Raw genomic sequence first — 21,702 nt, forward strand, 5'->3', positions numbered from 1 at the left:
AGGTCGCCGCTCGCTCTAGTCGGTACGATGCCGAACGAAGGAACGTCAAGGGTGCCGTACATCACCGCCAAAGAGCAGCTTTCGGACGACTGGCACGACCACTACGATCGGATCGCGGCCACCCGAGGCCACGTTCGCGGTCCGTTCAGCGTCCTCATGAACAGCCCGGCGGTCGCGACCGAGATCGCAGACGTCGGAACGTACGTGCGCTTCGAGGGAACGCTCCCGGGGCCGGTTCGAGAACTCGCGATCATCACGACGGCCCGGGAACTCGACTGCGCCTACGAGTGGGCGATACACGAACCGCTGGCCCGAGAGGAGGGGGTCGCTGACGACACGATCGGTATCGTCGCCGCTCGAGCGCCGACGGATCCCCTTCCGGCGGTCGACGCGCTCGTCGTCCGCTACGGTCGGGCGTTGTTCCGCGAACACGAGGTTCCGGAGTCGCTCTTTCGGTCGGCGAAAGACCGGTTCGGCGTCGAAGGGGTCACCGAACTGACGGTGACGTTCGGCTACTACAGCATGCTTGCCTGCGTCCTGAACGCCTTCGCGGTCGACCCGGGAGAATCGCTCGAGCAGTGGTGATCCCGTCTCGAGCGCGTGTCTCACGGCTGTCGACGCGACGCGACGAAGCACGGGTTCAGCCGTTTGCTCTTCCTCAGTCGTTCGATCGAGCGACCAACACGACGGCGAGACCGGTACAGAGAACCGTCACACAGGTGAGTACCGCGAACAATGCAGGCGTCCCGCCGTAATCGAGCGTGGCGCCGGCGACGGCCGAGCCGACCGCACCGATGCCGAACAGTCCCAGATAGATGTACCCGAACGAGAGACCGTGGCTTTCCGCCGGGACGTACTCCGCGATGAGACTCTGTGCGATCGGTGCGAACATGTAGATGAAAAAGCCGAGCGCGACGCAGACGGCCAGCAGCGGGACGACGCCGATGGCGGCGGCGGGCACGAACAGCGCGGATGCGATACCGAGCGCGATGAACGTTCCGAGAAGGGCCATCTCGGAGCTTCCCCTGTCACTGATCTTGCCGCCGGTGTACTGCCCGAAGATACCGACCAGCAGGAGTCCGGAGTAGGCGATCTGGCCCGCCTCGATCTCCCGGTCGCCGACTGCGACGGTCTCGAACATCGGCAAGTCCGTGAGGACGTCGGGGAGGAACGTGAAGATCCCGCGGTAGTAGACGCCGTACAGTATCTGTATCGCGAACACGAGAACGAACCCGCCGATCAGCAGGGTTCGAGTGTCCGTCGCGACGTCTCGAAGCGACGCGACGAGGGTCGGATTCGCCGTTCGGTCCGGGTTACGCTGCTCCGAGGCCGCCTCGGAGACGGTGTCGTCGAACGAGAGGAAGAGGCCGACGATAACGCAGATCGCCGCCGGGGCGGTGAGGAGGAGCGCGACCAGCCGCCACTCGAAAAACGCGAGCAGGACGATCGCAGCGAGCGGAACGACGACCATTCCGACGTTTCCCCCGGCGCCGTGGTAGGCGAGCACCGTGCCTCGTTGCTCCGCGCTCCGACTGATGAGCGACAGTCCGGACGGGTGGTAGAGGCTCGCCATCGCGCCCCAGACCATCAGCGTCACGGTGAGCGCCGCGACGGACTGAAGCACGCTCAGCGCGGCGAACGAGAGACCCATGCCTCCGGCAGAGAGCAGTACGAGCCGTTTCGATCCGTAGACGTCCGCCAACACCCCCGCGAGGGGTGCGAACAGTCCGATGAGGGCGTACCCCGCACCGACGACGAGCCCGAGCGTCGTCGCCGAGACGTCGAACATCGAGAGCCAGATCGGGACGAAGAGCGGAATTACCAGCTCGAATCCGTGAAACACCCCGTGACCGAGACCCGTGAAGACCGCAATAGAGGAGTCGTTGTTCTTCATCGTCCGACTCTCACGGAAGCAATGTTCAATATTCTACTGATCGCGAATCGGTGCTGCGTCGCCGCGTCCGATTTCGACTCCGGCCTCCTCGCGGCTCAGTCGCTCGTGGCGACGATCACGGGTCGGTCGGCGGAGAGGAGCAGGGACTGCGTGACGCTTCCGAAGATGGCCTTCCCCGCGGGACTTCGCTTTCGCCCGCTGACGGCGATACTGTCCGCGTCGATTTCCTCGGCGACCGAGAGGATCACTTCGGTCGGTTCGCCGTGTTCGCGTCGCTTCACCGGATCGATACCGGCCGCCTCGAGGATTTGCGCCGCAGCCGTCACGCTCTCCGGGAAGTCGTCTTCGTCGTACAGTCCGGACGAATCGATCCGCGCATCGCCGTCGCTCACGTTGAACTCTTCGAAGACGTTTAAGAGGACGACCTCGACTTCTCCCGGGAGATTCGCGACGGCTTCGGCCGCCAACGTCGAACGATCTTCGTCCGTATCGACCGCTAGTAGTACCTTGTACATAGTTGTACTACCAGTTCCACCTACTTATCTCTCCGGGCGGTTCCGTCGACGACCGCCCCGAGTCGGTGCAACTGGCCCGGCGGGTCGTCCCGTCGACGTTCCCCACGAAGGTCGAGAGACGAGCGCTCGTGAAGACGCGTCGCTCGGACCGAGTCGATACGTTCGACCGGGTATTGACGATTCCACGGACGGTGATGATTTGATAGACGTCGATGATCGAACGACTCCTCATCGCGGAACCCGGATTCGGTATCTGAATAAACAGAAGACTTTACTGTGAGAGCCGTAATATTCGTTGTAATGCTGTCGCTATCGGCGGAACAGGAGATGGTCGTATCGTCACTGGAAGAGCTCGCACGCAACGAATTTTCTGACGCCGCGTTTTCGTGGGACGGGGATATTCCGCTGGAGAACATCGAACTGCTCGCGGACCGCGGCTATCTCGGACTGAACATCTCCGAGGAGTACGGCGGTGGCGGCATGGGTGAATTCGAGGCGATGCTCAGTATCGAAGCCGTCGGGCAAGTCTGTCCGGATACGGCCGAATACCTCTACAACCAGCAGATGGTCGCCCCCCGCGGTATCGAGATGTTCGGGAGCGACACCGTGAAAGACCGGTACCTCCCCGGCGTCACCGCGGGCGAAGACGCGATCGCGATCGCGATCTCCGAACCCGAAGCGGGATCGGACGTCGGTGCGATGAGTACCACGGTCGAAGAGGAAAACGGCGAACTCGTCCTGAACGGCGAGAAAGTCTGGGTGAGTAACATTCCGCACGCCTCTGCCTGCGTCGTCTGGGCGAAGTTCCCCGACGGACTCGGCTCGGTCATCATCGACCTCGACGACAACGAGGACAGCGTCGAGATCGAGCAACACTACACCAACATGGCGAACCACACCCAGACGCAGTTCCGCATGCACGACATCGTGGTTCCCGAAACGCACGTCCTGACTCGAGGGAAAGACGGGTTCAAACAGCAGCTCCAGGCGCTGAACTGGGAACGGCTCGGAAGCGCGACGCTCTCGAACGCCATCGGTCGATGCGCGCTCGACAAGGCGCTGGAGTACGGCCAACAGCGCGAACAGTTCGACCAGCCGATCGCGGATTTCCAGGGCATCGAGTGGAAGCTCGCCGATATGGTCAAGGAACTCGAGGCGTCGCGCTCGCTCACGTACCGGGCGGCGCTCAACGCGGAAGAGCAGGGCCGAATCCCCGATCGGATGGACGCCTCGCTGGCCAAGCTCTACTCCGGGGAAATGGTCGAAACGGTGGTCAGCGAATCGCTGCAGATCCACGGTGCGAACGGCTACCAGCAGGGACACGCACTGGAGTACCTCCACCGGCTCGCGCGGGGTCGCCGGCTCGCGGCGGGGACCGACGAAATCCAGAAGAACCAGATCGCGGCGGCCCTCAAACGGGACGGCCTCCCCTCGCTCACGTAGCTTCCCTCGCCGATCGAGTCGTGACGCGTCTTCCCGGTCGAAGCCGATTTCCGGACCGAGTTTTCCTTTTCGATCGCCGACGACGCCCAATTGACCAGGATACGATTTATTGGATTTCACGTTCCAGCAGCGCCCGGTACCTCCAGCCCGACCCAGTTCGGACCGGTCCGACGTTCGGCGGTGAACCGGTCCGTCGCTCGAGTCTCGAACCGCGTCGGTCGAGGCGCTTCGAACCGGTTCGAACCGCTCTCGAGTCGGCTTTCTGCGAACGGTTTCGGATGACAGAACCGGCCCGCCAGACGGGAGCGGCCCCCTCCGTGATCCGCGATGGACGAGGAATCCCCGATCGATCAATCGGAGTCGGCGAGCCCGGGCTGGTGTGGAAGGGGTGACGCCGTGCGGGCGACGACGAGACAGGTGATGCCGACGAGTCCGCCGACGACGCCGATGCCGCCGACCATGAGCTGTAACGATTCCGTCCGGGGAATCGACCCGTCGAGGAATTCGATCCCGAATCCGACGACGATCGGCGCTATGGTCGCCGAAAGTCTCCCTACCGATTCGAACACGCTCACGAGGCCGCCTCTGAGTTCCGTGGGCGCGAACCCGGTCGCGACGCTTCGGAGGAGGGAGAGCGACATGCCGAACCCGACTCCGAGTGCCAACGCGCCGACCGCGGCCAGGGCGACCGTCGGGACGAACGCGACGATCACGAGGCCGACCGCCATGAGCGATACCGCGGCCGCGAGAGGGACGGTTCGTCCGGCGAACGACGAGCCGAATCGCCCGGCCTGTGTCGCCGCAACGGCGTAGGTAGCGCTGGCTAACGCGACCAGGATACCGGCCTGCCCCGCCGTGCCGCCCATCGATCTCACGACCAACAGCGACACGTACGTCATGAACGTGATATACAGGAGTATCGGGACCATGCGGAACACGAGAACCGAGGCGACGCGCGGTCGAAGCAAGACGGCGGTCAGTTCGCGAACGTAGGTTCCACGGTCGGTGCGATCAGCCGCTGAATCGGTCTCGCGCGTCGGTGCCGTCGGTTCGGTAAACCACAGCGCGAGAACGATCGAGATCGGGATACCGATCGCGTACAGCAACAGGGGATACTGCCACGCGACGCCGACCAGTACACCGCCGATCAACGGGAAGAACCCCTGTGTCAGGCCGGATACCGAAAACCGCAATCCCTGTCCCGTCGCTTCGGCACGCCCGGTATAGAGGTCGCCGATACTCGTGATGATAACCGGCGTCACCGCGGCGAAGCTGATCCCCTGACAGAACCGAAGGAACAACACGACGCGAAAGTCCGTCGTCACCGCGAGCGCGGTTCCGGCGACGGAAAAGACGAACAGTCCGATGACGAGAAACGGCTTCCGCCCGTACCTGTCGGCCAGAACGCCGACCGCCGGAATCATCAGGATGCCCGGGGCGGTGAACACGGTCATCAGCAATCCGATGGTCGCGTCCGACGCGCCGTAGGGGTGCTGGAGGGACTCGAGAAGCGGAGAGATCAGTGCCGCTCCGAGCGGTGCGACGAGGTTCGCCAACAGCAGAAGCTGAAAGTCCGTGTCGCGTAAAACCGCCGCTTTCTCTCCGAAGAGCGACTGGATCATCGGCACGTCACCGAGTTTCTCGGCGAGGCTCAAAAAGATTCCCTCACCGACGCCGTCGGCGATTCTGACGATCGCAGGACGGACGATCGCCCACGAGGTCCGCAGTGACCGCGCTTCGACACGGTCTCAGCGCCGCCGGGCGCTCGACGGCCGTTCCGAACGGCGCGATCGAGAGCCCGGCCCCGGAAAAAACGGTTCCCGGATGGATATGTTGGAAGGGGTAACAGTTCGCCCCGCCCTACAACAGTTCTCGAAATCGGCGGAGTTGCGAGTGCTGATCCGTCGTCGCGAACCGCGTGACGAACGTCTCGACGCCCGCGTCGGCGTACCGTTCGAGATGTTCGCCGACGACCGACGGCGGGCCGAACGCGCCCCGGCGCTCGAGTTGCTCGTCGGACATCTCCCCCCATTCGGGATAGTACGCCGCGATGAACTCGCGAGCCTGATCGAGGGCCGCCTCGCGCGTCTCGGCGATGACGACGTCCTGATAGTACGCCGCGTCGAACGTCGACGGATTGCGGCCGGCGTCGTCGACGATCTCCCGAGCGCGATCGATTCCGTCGGCGTACATCTCCGGTGACTTCGAGATCGGCAGCCAGCCGTCGCCGTGGTCCGCGATCCGCCGCTGGATCTGTTTCGGATAGCCGTCGCGCGGGTCGAACGCCGCCGATGCGACGTAGATGGGAAGCTCTCCGGTCGGCCGTAACCCGATATCGGCGTCCTCGAGCGTGACGAAGTCGCCGTCGTACGCGTCTATCCCGCCGTCCCACAGCCCGCGAATCACGTCGAGGGTCTCGTCGAGCGCGCGGCCGCGTCGGTCGAACGGGACGCCGAGCTGTTCGTGTTCGGTCGCGACCGACTCACCGCTTCCGACGCCGACTCCGAGGGACAGACGGCCGCCCGAGAGCAGATCGACCGTCGCCGCCTGCTGGGCGACGGCGACCGGACGCCGGAGATGGGGGAGGTGGATCGCAGTCCCCAGTTCGATCGCGTCCGTCGCGGCCGCCGCGGCCGCGAGCGTCGACAGCGGATCGAGGCGCGGTTTCGCGAGGACGCTGTCGCCGGCCCAGACCGATTCGAATCCCATCGACTCCGCCGCTCGAGCGAGCGTCGAACACGACTGCGTGCGTGCGAGTTGGTCCTGTGCCCCGTCGGAGTCGAGAACGATGCCCCGCGTCGGAAGGACGTATCCATGATCGACCATACAGTCCGTTCTCACGAGTTCCTACTTAACAGCTCCGCCGATCGAATGGGCTTCTCGACGGTGATTTCCGAAAGTGCTTGTGACCGACCCCGTTCTGTAGACAGGAACGATGATCTTTATTCGTTGAAACGAACTATATCGATCGATATTTCCCAAAGAAAGCCATGAACGTCTAAGATATCGGGGAAGACGGAGCTAGTTAGCGATTTGATTGTACATGACACTCGTTACCATAAAGAGGCGCGTTCGAGAACATCGAACGTGATCATCGACGCACGAGCGGAGCGAGACAACGACCGCCGACTACGATATCAACTGAAAGTCACTGCACACCCGATTTCGCGCCTGGAGCCCGATTCGGAGCGCACCGTGAGCGAGAACTGCGGACCGTGTGACCGAGGTGTAAACTGTTCAGTTGGGACTCCAGTGACTCCTCGAGCCGTCAGTTGCGACGGCGATACAGCGACTGGACTCGCGGTACGGTCGCGTGGTAGCGATCCGCGACGACGGCCGTTCGACGAGGTCTTCGGACTGGAAAGACGGATGGGAACGGAACCTCCCACCGAGTGGCGCCAGCACGGTGGATCGATCGGTGAGTTTCGTCACGCGGAACGAACCGTCACGAAACCGGCTACCGACGACACGGTTTACAACAGTACTACTGGAAAGAAGGTGCTGCACGAACGGGATGTGAGTCGTCAGAAGGGAAACGGTTTTGCCCGTGATACGCTATGAACGATGTAAGATGACGAGTCACGGTTCAGGCGGTCGCGGGAGGATTCTGGAGGCGAAGCCAAATGAGTGAGGCGGTCGAGAACGAACAGCAGTGCACGTGCAAAATCGGTCGCGCCATCGATCGGTACGATCTCGACGGACTGAACGGAGCGCTCGAGCACCGACGCGACGTCGCGGATGCGAGCCTCCGGACGCTCGCGGATTATATCAACGAGCGGATCCTCGAGGCGGCGCTCGCCGAAGCAGAGACCGATCTAACGGACGTCGCGTACGGAGCAGTGAGCGCCGACGACGCCCTCTCGGCGGTGTATGAAACGCTGACGAGCGATACGGCGCCGGCCGATCGCGAAGCGCGAGTCCGAAAGCGTTTCGAACAGCACGGAATCGATCTCGAAGCGATCGAGTCCGACTGGGTCACGCATCCCACCGTCCGCTCCCACTTCAACGATTGCCTACGGATCGACACGGCCCGGACGACGACGATCACGGCCGAATCGGCGCGAAATACGATCGAATGGGCGCGAACGCGATGCGCCCGAGTCGTCGAACAGACGATCTCGCGGCTTGGCAGCGCGGAGATCGTCTCGATTCGCGATACCGAAGTCGCCGTCACGATTCAGATAACGTGTTCGAACTGTGGTTCGACGTACCGGTTCGGAGAATTACTCGAGCACGGATCGTGTGACTGCTCCGCCGACGAAACGGCCTGCTCGGATCACCGATAGCGCTCCCGCGTCCCCCATCACGCTATCGCGACTTCCGCGTCCGGCACACGTGACGGATTTCGCGAGTGCGTACTAAGGCGGATCACGGCCGGCCGTACCCGTGAGGCCGCGTTACCGGTCGGTCGTGGTGTCGAAACACGCACAATGACGGTACCGGTCGATTTTCAGTTCGTTCGGAGCGATCCACGAGAGGAAACCCGATTCCAGTTCAAAGATGTTTTCGTAACTACTCCTCGGGCGATGGATATAAACGTGTGAGCTGTGATACAACGAACAATGGGACACTCGGATAGGACCGTACAGAACACGCATATCGAGGACTCGGTCGAGTTAGCGGCCGAAAACATGGGCGGAATCGATTCGTGCGCGATCGAGTTCCGGAGCGGGGTCAATCTCCTCACCGGACGGAACGCGACCAATCGAACGAGCCTACTTCGAGCGGTTAGCGGCGTTCTCGGTGGAACGAGCGCCACGCTCAAGAGCGACGCAGACGAGGGTCACGTGACGCTCACCATCGGCGATCGAGAGTACTCGCGCCGGTACAGCCGCACGGAGACCGGGGTCCAGGTGACGGGCGACCCGTACGAGGAGAACAGCGAACTCATCGATCTCTTCATCTCCCTCCTCGAAAACAATCCGGCCCGTCTGGCGGTCGAACGCGGTGACGATCTCCGCGAGCTCATCATGCGACCGGTAGATACGAGCGAGATCGAACGGCGGATCCAGCGCTTGCAACGCGAGCGCGACGAGATCAGCGAGACGGTGGATCGCGTCGAACGCCGCTCGAAAAAGCTACCGGCACTCGAGGAACGGCGGCAGACGCTGACGACGGAACTCGAGTCGCTCGAGGCGGAGATCGAGTCGCTTCGGTCGGAGGTAACCCAGCACGAGGCCGACGCCGAAATGGCGGAGGAAGCCGAGGAGCTGGTCGACACGCTCGACGAGCGGCGGAAAGAGCGAAGCGAACTCACCGACCAGATCGACCTGGTGACGGCCGAAATCGAGGCTCTCCGGGAGCGGCCCGAGGAACTCCGCACCGAGCGCGACGAACTCCCCGATCACTCTCAGGCCGATCTGGAAACCGTCCAGGAGGAACTTCGATCGATCAGAAATCGGAAACGAGAGCTCGAAAACACGGCCGCGGATCTCTCCGCGATCGTCGACTTCAACGAGGACATTCTCTCCGACAGCATCTCGAATCTGCCCGAGGAATCGACCAGCGACGATCCGGTCGCGGAACTCGCTCCCGAAGCGGACCAGACGGTCACCTGCTGGACCTGTGGAAATCGAGCCGAACGCGGGGCGATAGCCGATCGACTGGAGAACCTTCGAAACGTCGTTACGGAAAAGCGAAACGAATCCACCGAGCTCGAGTCTCGGATCGCCGAACTGGAGCGCAAACAGGAACGGATTCGAGCGGCCATCGAGGAACGGAACGAACTCGACCGGAAACTCGACGACGTCGAACGGAAACTCGAGGCGAAAGAGGAGCGAAAGGAGGCCCTCGAGGGGGAGGCCGAGGAGGTACGCGAAACGATCGCCGAACTCGAGACCAAAGTAGCGGACACCGAAGAGTTGCGCGACAGCGATCTGCTGGAGACGTACGAGCGAATCAGCGAATTACAGTACGAGCAGGGCCAGACCCAACAGGAACTCGCGTCCGTCGAAGACGAAATCGAGGAGATCGAATCGTTGCCGGACAAATCGACGCTGCAAGAGCAACTCGACGAGATCCGTCAGGAACTCGACTACGAGCGCGGGCGGGTGGCCGAACTCGAGTCCGAGTCGGTCTCGAAGTTCAACGAGCACATGGACGAAGTGCTGGATATCCTCAACTACCGAAACATCTCCCGGGTCTGGATAGAGAGAAAAGAAGCGGAAAACGGGGGTCACGGCTCGAATGCGACGTTCGACCTTCACCTGGTCCGAGAGTCAGAGACGGGGTCCGTCTACGAGGATACGGTCGCGAATCTGAGCGAAAGCGAACGCGAAGTGATCGGCCTGATAGTCGCACTCGCCGGCTATCTCGTGCACGAAGTGTATGAACAAGTGCCGTTCATGCTACTCGATTCCCTCGAGGCGATCGACTCGAAGCGTATCGCCGACCTCATCGACTACTTTTCGGAATACGCACCGTATCTCATCGTCGCACTGCTCCCCGAAGACGCGTCCGAAATCACGGACAAGTATACGCAGATTACGGCTGCGGAACTGAACTGAACCGGGTACGGCATTCGTTTCGGACACGCTCCCGCTCCAGAGGCGGTGACGGCGCTTCTGACCGAGACACAGTATGGGCGAAACGCGCTACGGCGAGCCGTCTAACGCAGTACTCTCGTTGCTGTCTCTCCGCTGACTGACTCGTGGTGCTTCGAAGCGCCGTCTCTAGTATACGTTAGATATAATCGCTCGCTTCTGAACCGGGAGGTGAGTGAGAGTAGTGGCAGTCGGTGGTGGGAACTCGCCGAGGGTATCGAAGAACCGATCCCCGAGAGGGTAGTATAGCCGTCGGCAACACGCCTCGCCTGGCTTCGGTTCCGTCGAATACGTCGATACTGTGACGAATGCGAGTCGAACCGGCCGCGAGGTCTATGACGACCGACGCCGGGAAAGACCGCGCTTGCGCCGGAGATACGATCGAATCATCTTTGAAATTTTTGTATACTCCACAAATCACATTTTGAATTATCGGCGGTAGCTCACACTTCGGATCGACGGAAAATGCGATCACAGTGGACGGTGATCGCACCCGAGAGACCTGTCCGACCCCGTTTCACGGATACTTCGCCAGACTGCCACGAACCGCGCGGGAATTACGCGGTACGCGCCTGGACCTGAACTGGGTTCCCGGTTTGCTCCAGAGAGATTACTGTGGCGTCCACTCCCCGCCGCTTTTTTCGGTTTCTCCACGGAACGTTCCTTTCCCGTCAGCATCGGTTTCAGCGGCCTTGTGGCGTGGCTTTTGATACCGCAACCCCGCCTCTTTGAGCAACCGCCGACAACTCGGAATCGAGTATTCGACAGCGTAGCTCTCGTCGAGATACTGCTGGACGAGCGCCGGCGTCCACGTCGGCGCATCGAAACCGACTTCCTCGGGTGATTCGTGGACTGCTTCTTCGAATTCTTTTTGCTCTTTCTTTGATAATTTTCGTTTCCTCCCAGATCGGTGAGCATCAGTTACTGCCTGTTCGAGTGGTCCATCGGTGTCGAGTCGCTTGAGCCAGCTGTAGATCGTCCGTCGTTGCACGTCGTACCACTCGGCCAGCTCGGTCTGCGTGAGACCGTTTTTGTACGCTATTGCCGCTAACAGCCGTTCTGTCGGCTTTTTCCGCTCCACGTTGTCGAGGGCATCCTGCAAGTCCTCGACAGTGATTTCGTCGAGATGATCCACTGTGTGCAGTACCGATCTTCGAGTAGTTAGTTCTAACGGCTAGTAGTGACACTCCGACACCGATATATTAGACAATCGGTATGACATTCGACTCCCGTAATACGGGGGCTGTCGTGGCAGGCAAAGACGATTCCGAGAGAGTCGGAATCGGGACGAAGTTGATAACCGTTCCACCGGATAGATTCGTTGTCGCGTTTCCCACCACGCGACGCGGACGATCCAATTGCACCCCCTGATAGTGTCCTAGTCTCACTCGGCGGTGGCCGTTTCCCCCGGCCTCCGGCCGTTTGAGGCTTCTCGAGAAGATCACCACCGAACTTCGAGTGATGTCTCTCCGATGGGGTCTGTGCGATTACGGATAGATCCGTCTTCTACGTGGATCGGTGTCTCGAGAAACGCCGGCCGGAAGCCGGCGTTACATCCCCCTGTAGGTGATCTGTCTCAGGGATGGGTTCGAGACCGGTGCATGTGACAACTGAGTTCACGCGACGCCGATCTCGGCGGGCGAGGGACCGTCTGTCTCGAGTCGGGCGGATCCTGTCGGCAACGACTGAATCCTCTCCCCCCGCCACGTAGGTAATTCGCATATCACACCGTAAGCCCATTGGCCACATACGCAGGTAACACCGATGTTACTAGCCGACTATCAGCGTCGTCATTCGCGCGGCGTCGTCTATACGCCTCCGGCTCGGCGCGATGGGATCTCATCGCTCGCAAAGGGAGATGGGGAGGACGATACGTCGGCAGGGGCGTCTCCGAGATGCTGTGTCACCGCGGAGACGCCAGGCAGCGGGTAGCGGGCAGCGTTTGAGTCCTATCCGCCAAGACGTGTCGATCCCGAGCGGATTCGAGATCGGTGTGACGATGTGGCTACTCGAGCACCCCGAGCGGATTCGAGATCGGTGTGACGATGTGGCTACTCGAGCACCCCGAGGGGGAGTCGAGTCGGCGGTAGTCTGAGGGACGTGGATTTCGACGAGCGGGTATGACCGAGAAGGATCGCATTCGTCCCGACGGTGGAACCGACGCGTTAGATCCACCACCGACAGACACCATGGACGAAGAGACGCTCGATCCGGCGTCGCTTGCCCAGAACGCGTCTCGAGACGGTCGTTCGGCTCCTCAATCAGCCGGCGCTCGCTCGCGTGTACGTCTCTGTCTGCTATTGGGGCCCGTTTCGCCGCCGGATCGAAAATGCAGTCTCCGAAACGGTTCCGAACGGCCCGGAAACGGTGTCAGCGGATACCAGCCAGCGGTTCGGTATCGACCGGAATACCACCGGCGTCTGTGGCGCGTCTACGAGTCGTCCGAGTCGTTGGAACGAGCGGGTTCCGTTCCGGCCTCCTCGATCCGTCCGCCGTCGCTGGCTGCTGGTGCGGTCGAATCGCTACTCGGTGCCTGGAATGAGACATCGGGGCCGAGATACTTCGTCCAGACGACGAGCAGACTCGGGAGGACGAGCACGCTCGCGAGGAACGCGTAGATGATCGTCAGCCCGGTAATGATCCCGAACTGCTGTAGCGGCGGGAGGATGGCGAAGGCGAGGACGCCGAAGCCGCCGACGGTCGTCGCGGCGCTGCCGAGCAGCGCGCCGCCCGTCCCGGTGACCGTCCGGGACATCGCTTCCCAGACCGACCCCGTCCGTTTCAGTTCGAGGCTGTACCGTTCGCTCATGTGGATGCTGTAGGCGACGCCGAGTCCGACAGTGAGGCTCGTGATCATCCCCGTCATGACGTTAAACGGAATCTCGAGCAGGTACATCGTCCCGAGAATCCACGAGACGCTGAACACGACCGGAAGTAGCGTCACCGCACCGAGGGTCGCGCTCCCCTCCCTGATCCGGTAGCTGACCATCAGGAAGGCGAAGACGGCCACGAGCGTGATCAGCAGGCTCTGGATGACCGTATCCATCAGTTGCTTTTGCACGATGTCGAACAGGATCGTCTGTCCGGTCGCGGTCGCCTCGAGCCCGTTGCCGTCGATCCCGTCCGCGATGGATCGCATTTCGGTCGTGACGTCGCTCATGGCGGCCGTCCCGCTGGTCGAGATGACCATTCGAACGGCCTCGTAGTCTCCGTCATCGGTCCGATGAATGACGGCGGCCGCTTCGTCGGGAGCGACCTCGAACAGTTCGTCGTACACCCGTTCGAGGTTCCGATCCGGCACTCCGTCGCCGTCCGTATCGGCCGCGGTGAACGTCGCGTTGAACGACTCGTTCTCGGCCGCGACCTGTCGCATCGTCCGGAGGGGACTCTGGACGTCGGCCTCGCCGCTCGAGAGGGTGACGGCAACGTCGCTGTCGGCGGTCTCGTTCTCGGCGGCCGAGACCCGCTGTAACGTCTCGGTCTCGGGATCGGTTACATCGCCCTCGATGAGGATCTGCGCCTGGGAATCCTCCCGGACGAAGTTTTTATTGACGAACTCGAGGTTCTCTTTCATCGAGTAGTCGCCGGGCTTGAACGGCTCGGGGAGGTTCTTCGTCCACTCGGGCGGGTCCTCCGCGATGAAGTCCTCCTGATTGAAGCTGGTGTCGACTTGCGTCGCGCCGTACGCGCCGCCCGCGCTCACGAGAGCCGCGATCAGGATGATGACGATCGGGATCCGTCGCGCCGCCGTCGAGCCGATCGAGAGCGTCTGGCTGAATCGGCCACCGCCCGTCCCGAACGCGCGCTTCTTCCGATCGTAGCCGCGATTCTCGAGGAACTCGTCGAGTTCGGCCTTGAGCGCTGGAACCAAGGTAGCGAACACGAGGAGGGCGACCGTGATGCCGACCGCGCTCACGACGCCGAAGTCCTGAATCGGCGGGACCGGGCTCGTGAGGTTCGAGAGGAATCCGATAGCCGTCGTCGCAGTCACCAGCACGAGCGCGATGCCGACGCCGGCCAGCGCCACTCGCATCGATCCTCGAGCGTCATCGTCGCCGTATGCACCACCGTGTTGGCGCTGCTCGCGGTGGCGCATGAATATGTGTATCGCGTAGTCGATAGAGAGCCCGATTAGCAAAACCGGGACCGCGATGAACATCTGGTTGAAGTCGATTCCGGCCCAGCCCATGAAGCCGAACGTCCAGACGAGGACGGCGGCGATTCCGAACAGGCCGAGCAGGATGTCTAACACGTCGCGGTACGCGACGATCAGGGCGACGACGACGAACAGCAGCGCGAGCGGACCGACGATCGCGAGGCTATCGCCCATCGAGTTGTTGATCTCTTCGCCCATGATCCCGCCGCCGAAGACGATGACCTCCGATCCGCTCGCCTCGACGTTGTCGTTCGCGATGGACTGCATGGCCAGCTGTGCGTCGACGATCGCGTCGGATACCATTCCGCCCTGGCCGCCGTCGCCCTCGGTCTGGTGCGTGACCAGTAGCATCGTCGCGTTCGCGCTCGTCGAACCCGTCTCGTAGTTCGTCGGCATGAACGCCTCCCCGCTCAGTTGTCCGGCGGAGTCCTCACCCAGTACGGCACCGAGTGCGCGTTCGTACTCCGTGGCGTTCATCGACTCGAGCGCGTCGATCTGTTGTTGCAACGTTGGCGACGAGGGGGCCTCCTGAGACGCCTGCTGTTGACTGGTGGCGTTCTCTTGGGCCGCCTGCTGTTGACTCGAGCCGTTCTCTTGGGCCGCTTGTTGCCCCCCGGAGAGCGACGCGAGCGCGACGAGGTTCGCCGCGCCGACAGTCGGCTGTTCGTCGACGAGCGTCCGATTGATCGTCTCGTTCTCGCGGAACGACTGTTGCAATCGGAGCTGTTCGACCATCGCCTCCTGGGAGAGGACGTTGTCGCCCCTGACGATCACTTGCGCCGACGTCGTATTTTCCTGCCCGGTCGTGAAGTTCTCCTCGACGTAGCTCAGTTTCTCCGCTTCCGGCGAATCGCTCTGGAACTGGTCGAGCGACGAGGACTGCTCGATCGAACCGGCACCGACACCCATGACGACCGTGAGAACGAGCATGATGGCGATCACCGCTCGACTGTGAGCCATGATCGCCTCGGAGAAGCGGTCGATCCAGCTCATGCGTCGAACCAGTCCCCGTGAGCCGCGTCTCCGAGCGTGCTACTCGCACCGAACCCGAATCGTTCGCGAAGTAGATGGGTCGGTACCGCGATCGATAACCGTCGGGTCTGCACCGGGCTCATTGCCACCCACTCCGTCGAGAGCCGGATTCGAATCGACGGTACTGGAGCGCGATTCGCGTTCGTCCCGATACGATACCTCGCAATGGGCGCGAGGATCCCGTGGCGTCACACGCCGGAAACCTCGTTTGGGTCGCCCGTCTCGGTTCTTCGGCCATCTTGTGACTGACTATTCAGTCAGCACTTATCAACCTTCTCACTGTAGATCGTTGCACAACGGTTGATACGGGGGATGAGAGGGTCTCCCAAGTGTAGAACTGACCATTCAATCAATATTTATAGGTGGCGGTAGTATACCGTTTTCAGAATGGGAACTGCCATCGAACCGAATCGGAGTCGGCGCCGCTCCGAAATCGCCACCGCGCCACGTACCTCGATTCCGTCCGGTTGGCGGGCCGTTGTCCCCGGGAACCAGGGATCCGTCCGGCGTCCCGTGCTGAAGTTGGAAAGCGCACGCGTCGGCGCGGGAGGGATGCCGATATGACGCACCCTCCACCGTTCCTCGAGGAACCGGACGATACGCGGGACGCGATCATGAAAGCGACGTACGTCGCGCTCTGTAAACACGGGTACAGCGACCTCACGATCCAACGGATCGGGGACGAGTTCTCGAAGAGCAAGTCGCTGTTGTACCATCACTACGACAGCAAGGACGACCTCCTCCTCGATTTCCTCGAGTTCATGTTAGACCAGCTCGAGGAACAGCTGCCGACGTACCGAGAGGGGGGAGCCGACGACCACATCGACGAGATCGTCGAGAGCACGTTCTCGTTCGGCGACTGCAGCCAGGACACCGATTTCGCGCAAGCGGTCGTCGAACTCCGAACGCAGGCCGCACACGACGAGGACTACCGCGAGTATTTCACCCGGAGCGACCAGTTCGTCAGAAAACACGTCGTCCACACGATCCGCTCGGGTATCGAACAGGGCGTCTTCCAGGAGGTGGATCCGCAGGAAACGGCAGCGCTCTTCCAGATCGTGTTCTCCGGAGCGATGACCCAGCGCGTGACGAGTGACGGCGACGTCTTCGAGGACGCCCGCGCCGAGTTCGAGCGATACGTGCGGGACTGTCTCCTCGAAGCGGAGTGAGAGGCGGGCAAACGACTCGTTTCACCGCGGGATTCTCGAGCCGTTCGCAACGTCATCTGACCCACGGCCCAGATACGCCTGTCGCCCGCTACGTTCCCTTGAGGAGATGTGTTACGCCGGCGGTTTCGGCGACGATCCACGCGACGAACAGGCCGTAGGCCAGGAGTAGCACGACGGACTCCCATCTCGTAACCGAGAGATCGGTCCGTAAAAACGTGAATAAGAGAACGGTGGCCAGGGTGAGGACTCCGAGCATCGGGACGGCCACCGCGAAATCGACGGCCACGCTCCCGACGATGAGAACGCCGATCGGAATCGCGACCAGGAGGTCGAACGTGTTCGAGCCGAGCACGTTCCCGAGACTCGTGATCCCCTTGTCTGCCTTGGCAGACCGGACGCTCACGAGCGTGTCCGGAAGGCTCGTCGCCGCCGCGATGATGGTGATACCGGCGAGGAACTCGGGGATACCGAACGTCCGGCTGAGCGATTCGACGCCGCCGACGAGCTGTTCGACGGCCACGAGGATGACGAGTAAGCCGACGACGAGTTTTCCCCATTCGCGGCCGACGGAAATTCCAGTCGGTGCGTCGTCGGCCTCGTAATCGCCGACATCTTGCCACTGGATGAAGAGATACAACCCGTAGAGCAAGAGGGGAAGCATCGCCAGCGGACGCGTGAGCCGTCCGGCGAGTTCGGGTCCGTCGGGAACGGGGACGTAAATCACGGCGAGGGCGAGGGTGATGATCAGCGCGGCGACGGCGATCATGTAGAACTGGGCTTCCTTGTACACGATGGTTCGGTTCGCGTCCAGGTCGCCGTCCGTCGCGATCCCGGAGAGTGCGGGGATGACGAGAATGTTGAAGATCGCGGAGCCGACGATCGCCCCGATGCCCATGTTGAACGTTCCGGCGAGCGCCGTGAAGACGACGCTCGACAACTCGGGAAAGCTCGAGCCGATAGCGACGACGATCGATCCCTGCACGACGGCTGGTAATCCGTAGTATGCCGAGAGGTGTTCCGCCGACTCTTCGAGCCAGCCACTGCCGAACCAGATGAGGGCAGTTGCGACGACGATGACGAGCCCGTTGACGACGGGCACGTCAGGGAGTATACCACCGAGGACCATTGCCCGACCATACCGACTCGTCTCCTTTTAATGATTCTATAGAGCGATAGCCTGCCTTCCGAGATCTTCGTCGAAGTCGTGCCTATTTTCGTCCCGCTACGGTAGTCACTGAAACGAGTGACACGCTGATCGGATCGCCATCGTTCGATCAGGGGTCCAGTGACGTTCAGTGACTACTATAGACCAGGTAGCGAGACGGTAGCGACTGGATGACGTGCTTCCGATGATCCGTTCCGCGACGATTGATACCAGCGCTCGCCTCGATGCCGCGCGTCTCGAGGTGCATCGTAGCGTCGGCCGTCCAGGGAGAAGGCTTATGGCTGACTAACCGGTTAGTCAATACATGGCCCAGTCGCTACCACAGAAACGACCGTGGTTCGCAGCGCTCCTCGCAGCGCTCGCTACCGGTCTCGGCCACCTCTATCTCCGCCGGTGGAGTCGCGGGATCGGATGGCTCGCCGCCTCCTTCGGCGCGAGTATACTGTTCGTCGATCCGGCGGCGGTCGACGCGTTTCTGGCCGGGAGCTGGACGCTCGGAACGGTACTGGCGGTCGCACCGATGTTCATCGTCATCGGACTCAGCGTCGTCGACGCGTATCGGATCGCCCAGCGACAGAGCACCGCCGAAAGTGCGGCCGACGATGCCGCCGAACGCACGGTCGCCTGCCCCCACTGCGGATACGACCTCGATCCGGAACTCGAGTTCTGTCACTGGTGTACGAATTCCGTCGAGGACGTCGATCGGGGGCGAGCGGAAGCGTCAGAACGGCAGTGAACAGGTTCCTCATTGGCCGCGCTGTGACCCAACTCCTACTGACGCTCGTTTACCAGCACGTTCGTCACGTACTCGTCGGCGGTTCGTCTCGCCGTCGTCAGCGCGCGCTCCTCGTCTAGCACGACCGCTCGAGTGCGGGCACCGTCGACGATCGTCATGAGCGCTCGCGCCTCGCGTTCGGCGTCGACAGCTGCGAACACGCCCTCGTCGATCCCGTGGTCGATCACCGTCTGCAGCATGTACCGGACGTACTCGTCGTTCTGCCGAAACCGTTCGCGAAACCGTTCCTTGTACGGCGCCTGACTGCGCATCTCCAGTATCGCGACGAGCAGGTCGAGGTGGTCCTCGGGGTCGACGAGCAGTTTGTCGAGTAGCAATTCGAGTCGCCGTTCGGGGTCCGTCGTTTCGACCTCGTGGACCGCATTCTTGAACTGCTCGAGGATGTAGTCCAGAAACGCCGCGAGTAGATCCTCCTTCGTATCGTAGTGATAGTGGATCGCGGCGGTCGACTTCCCGTATTCGTCGGCGATCCGTTGGATCGTGAGATCGGCGTATCCGTGCTCTCGAAGCGCACGGTACGTGGCCTGCATGATTGCCTCGTTCGGATCAGAGACCGTCTCTGTCGACGGATCAGCCATCGTGCCGATACTCACGTGGCCGAGGGATAACAGTTGTGACCCGCTCGTCAGGATGAACCGTTTCGGCCTCACCTCGGTCGCCGACTGAACGAACGCGAACCGAAGCGAGAGTTTCGAGACGATCCCGTTTCCGAACGCTTTTGACTAATCAGTCAATAAGTGTCTCGTCGTCCAATAGGAACGACGAACGACGATGGCTTACAAACTCTCACTCGCGGACCGGCGGGCCGAAATCGACAGCCGACTCGAGGTGGCGCTCGACGCTGCGGATATCGGCCGGTTAGCTCCCGCCTCGACGACGGTTCTGGAGCGTGATACTCGGTGGTACGGGCAACTGGTCGCCGTTTCACACAACTCGCTGGCGACGACGCCGGATCGGCCGGTAGTGGTTCCCGCAGCGTCAGCAATCGAACTGCTTCGCGGATACGTTCAACTCCGCAAGGAACTGACACTCCAACTCGGCGACGAGGCTACCGACTCATCGGGACGGGAGGTGACGCCTGCGTTGCTGGCCTCGGATTACCTCTATACGTCGGCGTATTCCACGCTCGGAACCCTCGCCGCTGATCGCATCGCGGAGTGTGTCGAAGAACTCACGACCGTCTCGGAGTCGATCATCGAGGCGTTAGGAAGCGACTGTCTGCAGTCCTCACCGTCACCGGCCGACTACTGTTCGTTAATCGACACCACTGCCGGGGCACTCGGTCGAGGGGCGGCCGTTATCGGTGCAACGCTGGCGGATATCGACGACTCGGACGGCGACCACTTTGCGACGCTGGGGCGCGGATTCGGCACGGTATGGCAGATACAGGACATCCTCGCTTCCGATGGGCCATCCGTCCGGACGGACAGAGCAGTCACTGAACGACGACTCCGTCAGCACGCGAACCGACGCCTTCGAGAAACGGATCACGCGCTCCGACAGCTTTCGTCCGCTGTCGACGGACGCTCCTTGCGAGCGTTCGGTACGGAAACGGTCTCGGAGAGTCTAGCAGATAGTAGTCGCGACTGAACACAGCGGTCCAGTAGAGTGAACGGGTACGACGAAGCAGTTCCGCGTGATTCGGTCTCCCATTCTCCCTCGAGTCGGTACCAGCGAAAAAGACTGCCCTCAGCCGCGCCAGGTCGTAACCGATATACGTGCGCTGACTAACTACTTAATTAGTACTGGTGCGGCATTTGATTACGGCCATATGGACGTAATCAAATCACGTCTGGAACCCTCCTCCTCCCGAATGCAACGGTAGCGTCGAATTCGCCCTGAATCCGCCTGAAGGGGGGGAGTCAGACGGTGAAGAGAGTCCGGCTTCTTCCTCTCGGACGCCGCGTCTGGAACGTGCCGTCCGCTGCAACCCGGCGTGTTCACCGTGTGAAAAATCGAATCCGCCGTTCTCCCACGATCAGTCGTCATCGCCCGATACTCGTACTACCGACGAACGGCGACTACCGAGTCGGTTACTGCGGGCTCGGGTTCGAGCCGGCGGTAGAGCCGACGGTGCCCTGGTCGAACGTCGTCCCGGTGATCGACTTCAGGCGGGCCACCAGCGAGTCCTTCTTCGGTTCGCCCATGAGGGCGACGTCGAGGACCTCGCTGATGTTCGAACAGGGGATGATCTCGATCATCTCCTCGTACTCGTCTTCGATCATCACGTCCTGCTCGTTGGCTTCGGGGATGATGACCGTGGTACAGCCGGCCTTCGCGGCGGCCTCGATCTTGTGGGTGACCCCGCCGACCGGCAACACGTCGCCGCGCACGGAGAGCGAGCCGGTCATCGCGATCGACTGGTCGACCGGGATGTCCTCGAGCGCGCTGATGACGGCCGTCGCCACCGTGATGGAGGCGGAGTCGCCGTCGACACCGCCTTCGCCGGCCTGAACGAACTGGATGTGGACGTCCTTCTCCGAGAGATCGACGTCGGAGAACTTCTTGATGATCGCGGAGACGTTCTGGACCGACTCCTCGGCCATCTCCTTGAGCTGACCGGTCGCGATCACCTGACCGCCGCCCTGTGCGGGCGCGATCTCGGCCATGACGGGGAGCATGATCCCGGAGTCCTCGCCCATAACGGCGAGGCCGTTGACGCGGCCTTCGACGCCGCCGTCGTTGACCTGCAGCTCGTAGTCCTTGCGGCGCTCGATGTAGTCGTCGGCGAGCTGTTGCTCGATCGAGCGCGAGCGGTCTTTGGCCCGAAGAACGTCGTCCCGGGTGGTGAACTCCCGATCCTCGGCGCGGGCGATGTCGCCCGCGACGCGGACCAGCCCGCCGAGGGTACGGAAGTGCAGCGTTAAGTGATTCTTCCGACCCGACCGCCGCTTGGCCTCGAGGAGCAGTTCCTCGACGGCGTCGTCGGTGAAGTGGGGGAGGCGGCCGTCGCGTTCGACCTCCTGGGCGATGAAGCGGGCGTACTTGCG

The 21,702-nt window shown here is 62.0% G+C and carries 15 protein-coding genes and 2 pseudogenes; 8 read left to right on the forward strand and 9 right to left on the reverse strand.

The genetic code is table 11. The features are described 5' to 3' along the window. Positions 1-27 precede the first annotated feature (27 nt). Positions 28-585 (forward strand): carboxymuconolactone decarboxylase family protein, encoded by a 558-nt coding sequence (locus AC0QDI_RS15940; RefSeq protein ID WP_474669867.1) that lies wholly within the window; start codon positions 28-30, stop codon positions 583-585. Between the two features lie 73 nt (positions 586-658). On the opposite strand, the gene AC0QDI_RS15945 is transcribed toward AC0QDI_RS15940, so the two are convergent. Together AC0QDI_RS15945 and AC0QDI_RS15950 are read right to left on the reverse strand one after the other, a co-directional pair. After that, positions 659-1,894 (reverse strand): MFS transporter, encoded by a 1,236-nt coding sequence (locus AC0QDI_RS15945; protein ID WP_474669869.1) that lies wholly within the window; start codon positions 1,892-1,894, stop codon positions 659-661. A 95-nt stretch (positions 1,895-1,989) separates the two neighbouring features. Beyond that, positions 1,990-2,409: a universal stress protein gene (locus AC0QDI_RS15950; protein ID WP_474669871.1), complete on the reverse strand. Its 420-nt coding sequence runs from the start codon at positions 2,407-2,409 to the stop codon at positions 1,990-1,992. Between the two features lie 300 nt (positions 2,410-2,709). Between AC0QDI_RS15950 and AC0QDI_RS15955 the strand changes: the two genes are divergently transcribed. Further along, positions 2,710-3,852 (forward strand): acyl-CoA dehydrogenase family protein, encoded by a 1,143-nt coding sequence (locus AC0QDI_RS15955; protein ID WP_474669873.1) that lies wholly within the window; start codon positions 2,710-2,712, stop codon positions 3,850-3,852. 350 nt (positions 3,853-4,202) lie between these two features. Here AC0QDI_RS15955 and AC0QDI_RS15960 read toward each other — a convergent pair whose 3' ends face one another. After that, the gene (locus tag AC0QDI_RS15960) at positions 4,203-5,507 is read right to left on the reverse strand and encodes an MFS transporter (RefSeq protein WP_474669875.1); all 1,305 of its coding nucleotides are present in this window, start codon (positions 5,505-5,507) and stop codon (positions 4,203-4,205) included. A 205-nt stretch (positions 5,508-5,712) separates the two neighbouring features. Continuing rightward, the gene (locus tag AC0QDI_RS15965; protein ID WP_474669877.1) at positions 5,713-6,678 is read right to left on the reverse strand and encodes an LLM class flavin-dependent oxidoreductase; all 966 of its coding nucleotides are present in this window, start codon (positions 6,676-6,678) and stop codon (positions 5,713-5,715) included. A gap of 797 nt (positions 6,679-7,475) precedes the next feature. On the opposite strand from AC0QDI_RS15965, the gene rdfA reads away from it, so the two are divergent. Beyond that, positions 7,476-8,138 carry a rod-determining factor RdfA gene (rdfA, locus tag AC0QDI_RS15970; protein ID WP_474669879.1) on the forward strand — a complete coding sequence of 221 codons (663 nt, stop codon included), beginning with the start codon at positions 7,476-7,478 and terminating at the stop codon, positions 8,136-8,138. Positions 8,139-8,414: 276 nt separating this feature from the next. After that, positions 8,415-10,358 carry an archaea-specific SMC-related protein gene (locus AC0QDI_RS15975; protein WP_474669881.1) on the forward strand — a complete coding sequence of 648 codons (1,944 nt, stop codon included), beginning with the start codon at positions 8,415-8,417 and terminating at the stop codon, positions 10,356-10,358. A gap of 165 nt (positions 10,359-10,523) precedes the next feature. On the opposite strand, the pseudogene AC0QDI_RS15980 reads toward AC0QDI_RS15975, so the two are convergent. Further along, a pseudogene (locus AC0QDI_RS15980) lies at positions 10,524-11,529 on the reverse strand (IS630 family transposase). A 985-nt stretch (positions 11,530-12,514) separates the two neighbouring features. On the opposite strand from AC0QDI_RS15980, the pseudogene AC0QDI_RS15985 reads away from it, so the two are divergent. Continuing rightward, positions 12,515-12,704, forward strand: a pseudogene (locus tag AC0QDI_RS15985) (DUF7437 domain-containing protein); the annotation flags it as partial. 121 nt (positions 12,705-12,825) lie between these two features. Here the strand turns inward: AC0QDI_RS15985 and AC0QDI_RS15990 are convergent. Then, positions 12,826-15,543 carry an efflux RND transporter permease subunit gene (locus tag AC0QDI_RS15990; protein ID WP_474669883.1) on the reverse strand — a complete coding sequence of 906 codons (2,718 nt, stop codon included), beginning with the start codon at positions 15,541-15,543 and terminating at the stop codon, positions 12,826-12,828. Positions 15,544-16,142: 599 nt separating this feature from the next. Here AC0QDI_RS15990 and AC0QDI_RS15995 point away from each other — a divergent pair. Next, positions 16,143-16,751: a TetR/AcrR family transcriptional regulator gene (locus AC0QDI_RS15995; RefSeq protein WP_474669885.1), complete on the forward strand. Its 609-nt coding sequence runs from the start codon at positions 16,143-16,145 to the stop codon at positions 16,749-16,751. 88 nt (positions 16,752-16,839) lie between these two features. On the opposite strand, the gene AC0QDI_RS16000 is transcribed toward AC0QDI_RS15995, so the two are convergent. Next, complete coding sequence (locus AC0QDI_RS16000; protein ID WP_474669887.1) at positions 16,840-17,877, reverse strand: sodium:calcium antiporter; 1,038 nt, start codon at positions 17,875-17,877, stop codon at positions 16,840-16,842. A 343-nt stretch (positions 17,878-18,220) separates the two neighbouring features. Between AC0QDI_RS16000 and AC0QDI_RS16005 the strand changes: the two genes are divergently transcribed. Further along, on the forward strand, positions 18,221-18,652 hold the full coding sequence (locus AC0QDI_RS16005) for a DUF7575 domain-containing protein (RefSeq protein WP_474669889.1): 432 nt from the start codon (positions 18,221-18,223) through the stop codon (positions 18,650-18,652). A 35-nt stretch (positions 18,653-18,687) separates the two neighbouring features. On the opposite strand, the gene AC0QDI_RS16010 is transcribed toward AC0QDI_RS16005, so the two are convergent. After that, the gene (locus AC0QDI_RS16010; protein WP_474669891.1) at positions 18,688-19,290 is read right to left on the reverse strand and encodes a TetR/AcrR family transcriptional regulator; all 603 of its coding nucleotides are present in this window, start codon (positions 19,288-19,290) and stop codon (positions 18,688-18,690) included. A 193-nt stretch (positions 19,291-19,483) separates the two neighbouring features. Between AC0QDI_RS16010 and AC0QDI_RS16015 the strand changes: the two genes are divergently transcribed. Next, entirely contained in the window at positions 19,484-20,302 is an 819-nt protein-coding gene (locus tag AC0QDI_RS16015) for a polyprenyl synthetase family protein (RefSeq protein ID WP_474669893.1), read from the forward strand. A gap of 443 nt (positions 20,303-20,745) precedes the next feature. Here the strand turns inward: AC0QDI_RS16015 and AC0QDI_RS16020 are convergent. Beyond that, positions 20,746-21,702: S16 family serine protease (locus tag AC0QDI_RS16020; protein WP_474669895.1), on the reverse strand; the 957-nt coding region annotated here is incomplete at its 5' end.

The sequence above is a fragment of the Natrinema sp. LJW11 genome, from assembly GCF_056135975.1.

Excerpts from the sequence above, each read along its gene's own strand:
- AC0QDI_RS15940 (WP_474669867.1), top strand. The coding sequence starts at position 28 with ATGCCGAACGAAGGAACGTCAAGGGTGCCGTACATCACCGCCAAAGAG.
- AC0QDI_RS15945 (WP_474669869.1), bottom strand. The coding sequence starts at position 1,894 with ATGAAGAACAACGACTCCTCTATTGCGGTCTTCACGGGTCTCGGTCAC.
- AC0QDI_RS15950 (WP_474669871.1), bottom strand. The coding sequence starts at position 2,409 with ATGTACAAGGTACTACTAGCGGTCGATACGGACGAAGATCGTTCGACG.
- AC0QDI_RS15955 (WP_474669873.1), top strand. The coding sequence starts at position 2,710 with ATGCTGTCGCTATCGGCGGAACAGGAGATGGTCGTATCGTCACTGGAA.
- AC0QDI_RS15965 (WP_474669877.1), bottom strand. The coding sequence starts at position 6,678 with ATGGTCGATCATGGATACGTCCTTCCGACGCGGGGCATCGTTCTCGAC.
- rdfA (WP_474669879.1), top strand. The coding sequence starts at position 7,476 with ATGAGTGAGGCGGTCGAGAACGAACAGCAGTGCACGTGCAAAATCGGT.
- AC0QDI_RS15975 (WP_474669881.1), top strand. The coding sequence starts at position 8,415 with ATGGGACACTCGGATAGGACCGTACAGAACACGCATATCGAGGACTCG.
- AC0QDI_RS15990 (WP_474669883.1), bottom strand. The coding sequence starts at position 15,543 with ATGAGCTGGATCGACCGCTTCTCCGAGGCGATCATGGCTCACAGTCGA.
- AC0QDI_RS15995 (WP_474669885.1), top strand. The coding sequence starts at position 16,143 with ATGACGCACCCTCCACCGTTCCTCGAGGAACCGGACGATACGCGGGAC.
- AC0QDI_RS16000 (WP_474669887.1), bottom strand. The coding sequence starts at position 17,877 with ATGGTCCTCGGTGGTATACTCCCTGACGTGCCCGTCGTCAACGGGCTC.
- AC0QDI_RS16005 (WP_474669889.1), top strand. The coding sequence starts at position 18,221 with ATGGCCCAGTCGCTACCACAGAAACGACCGTGGTTCGCAGCGCTCCTC.
- AC0QDI_RS16010 (WP_474669891.1), bottom strand. The coding sequence starts at position 19,290 with ATGGCTGATCCGTCGACAGAGACGGTCTCTGATCCGAACGAGGCAATC.
- AC0QDI_RS16015 (WP_474669893.1), top strand. The coding sequence starts at position 19,484 with ATGGCTTACAAACTCTCACTCGCGGACCGGCGGGCCGAAATCGACAGC.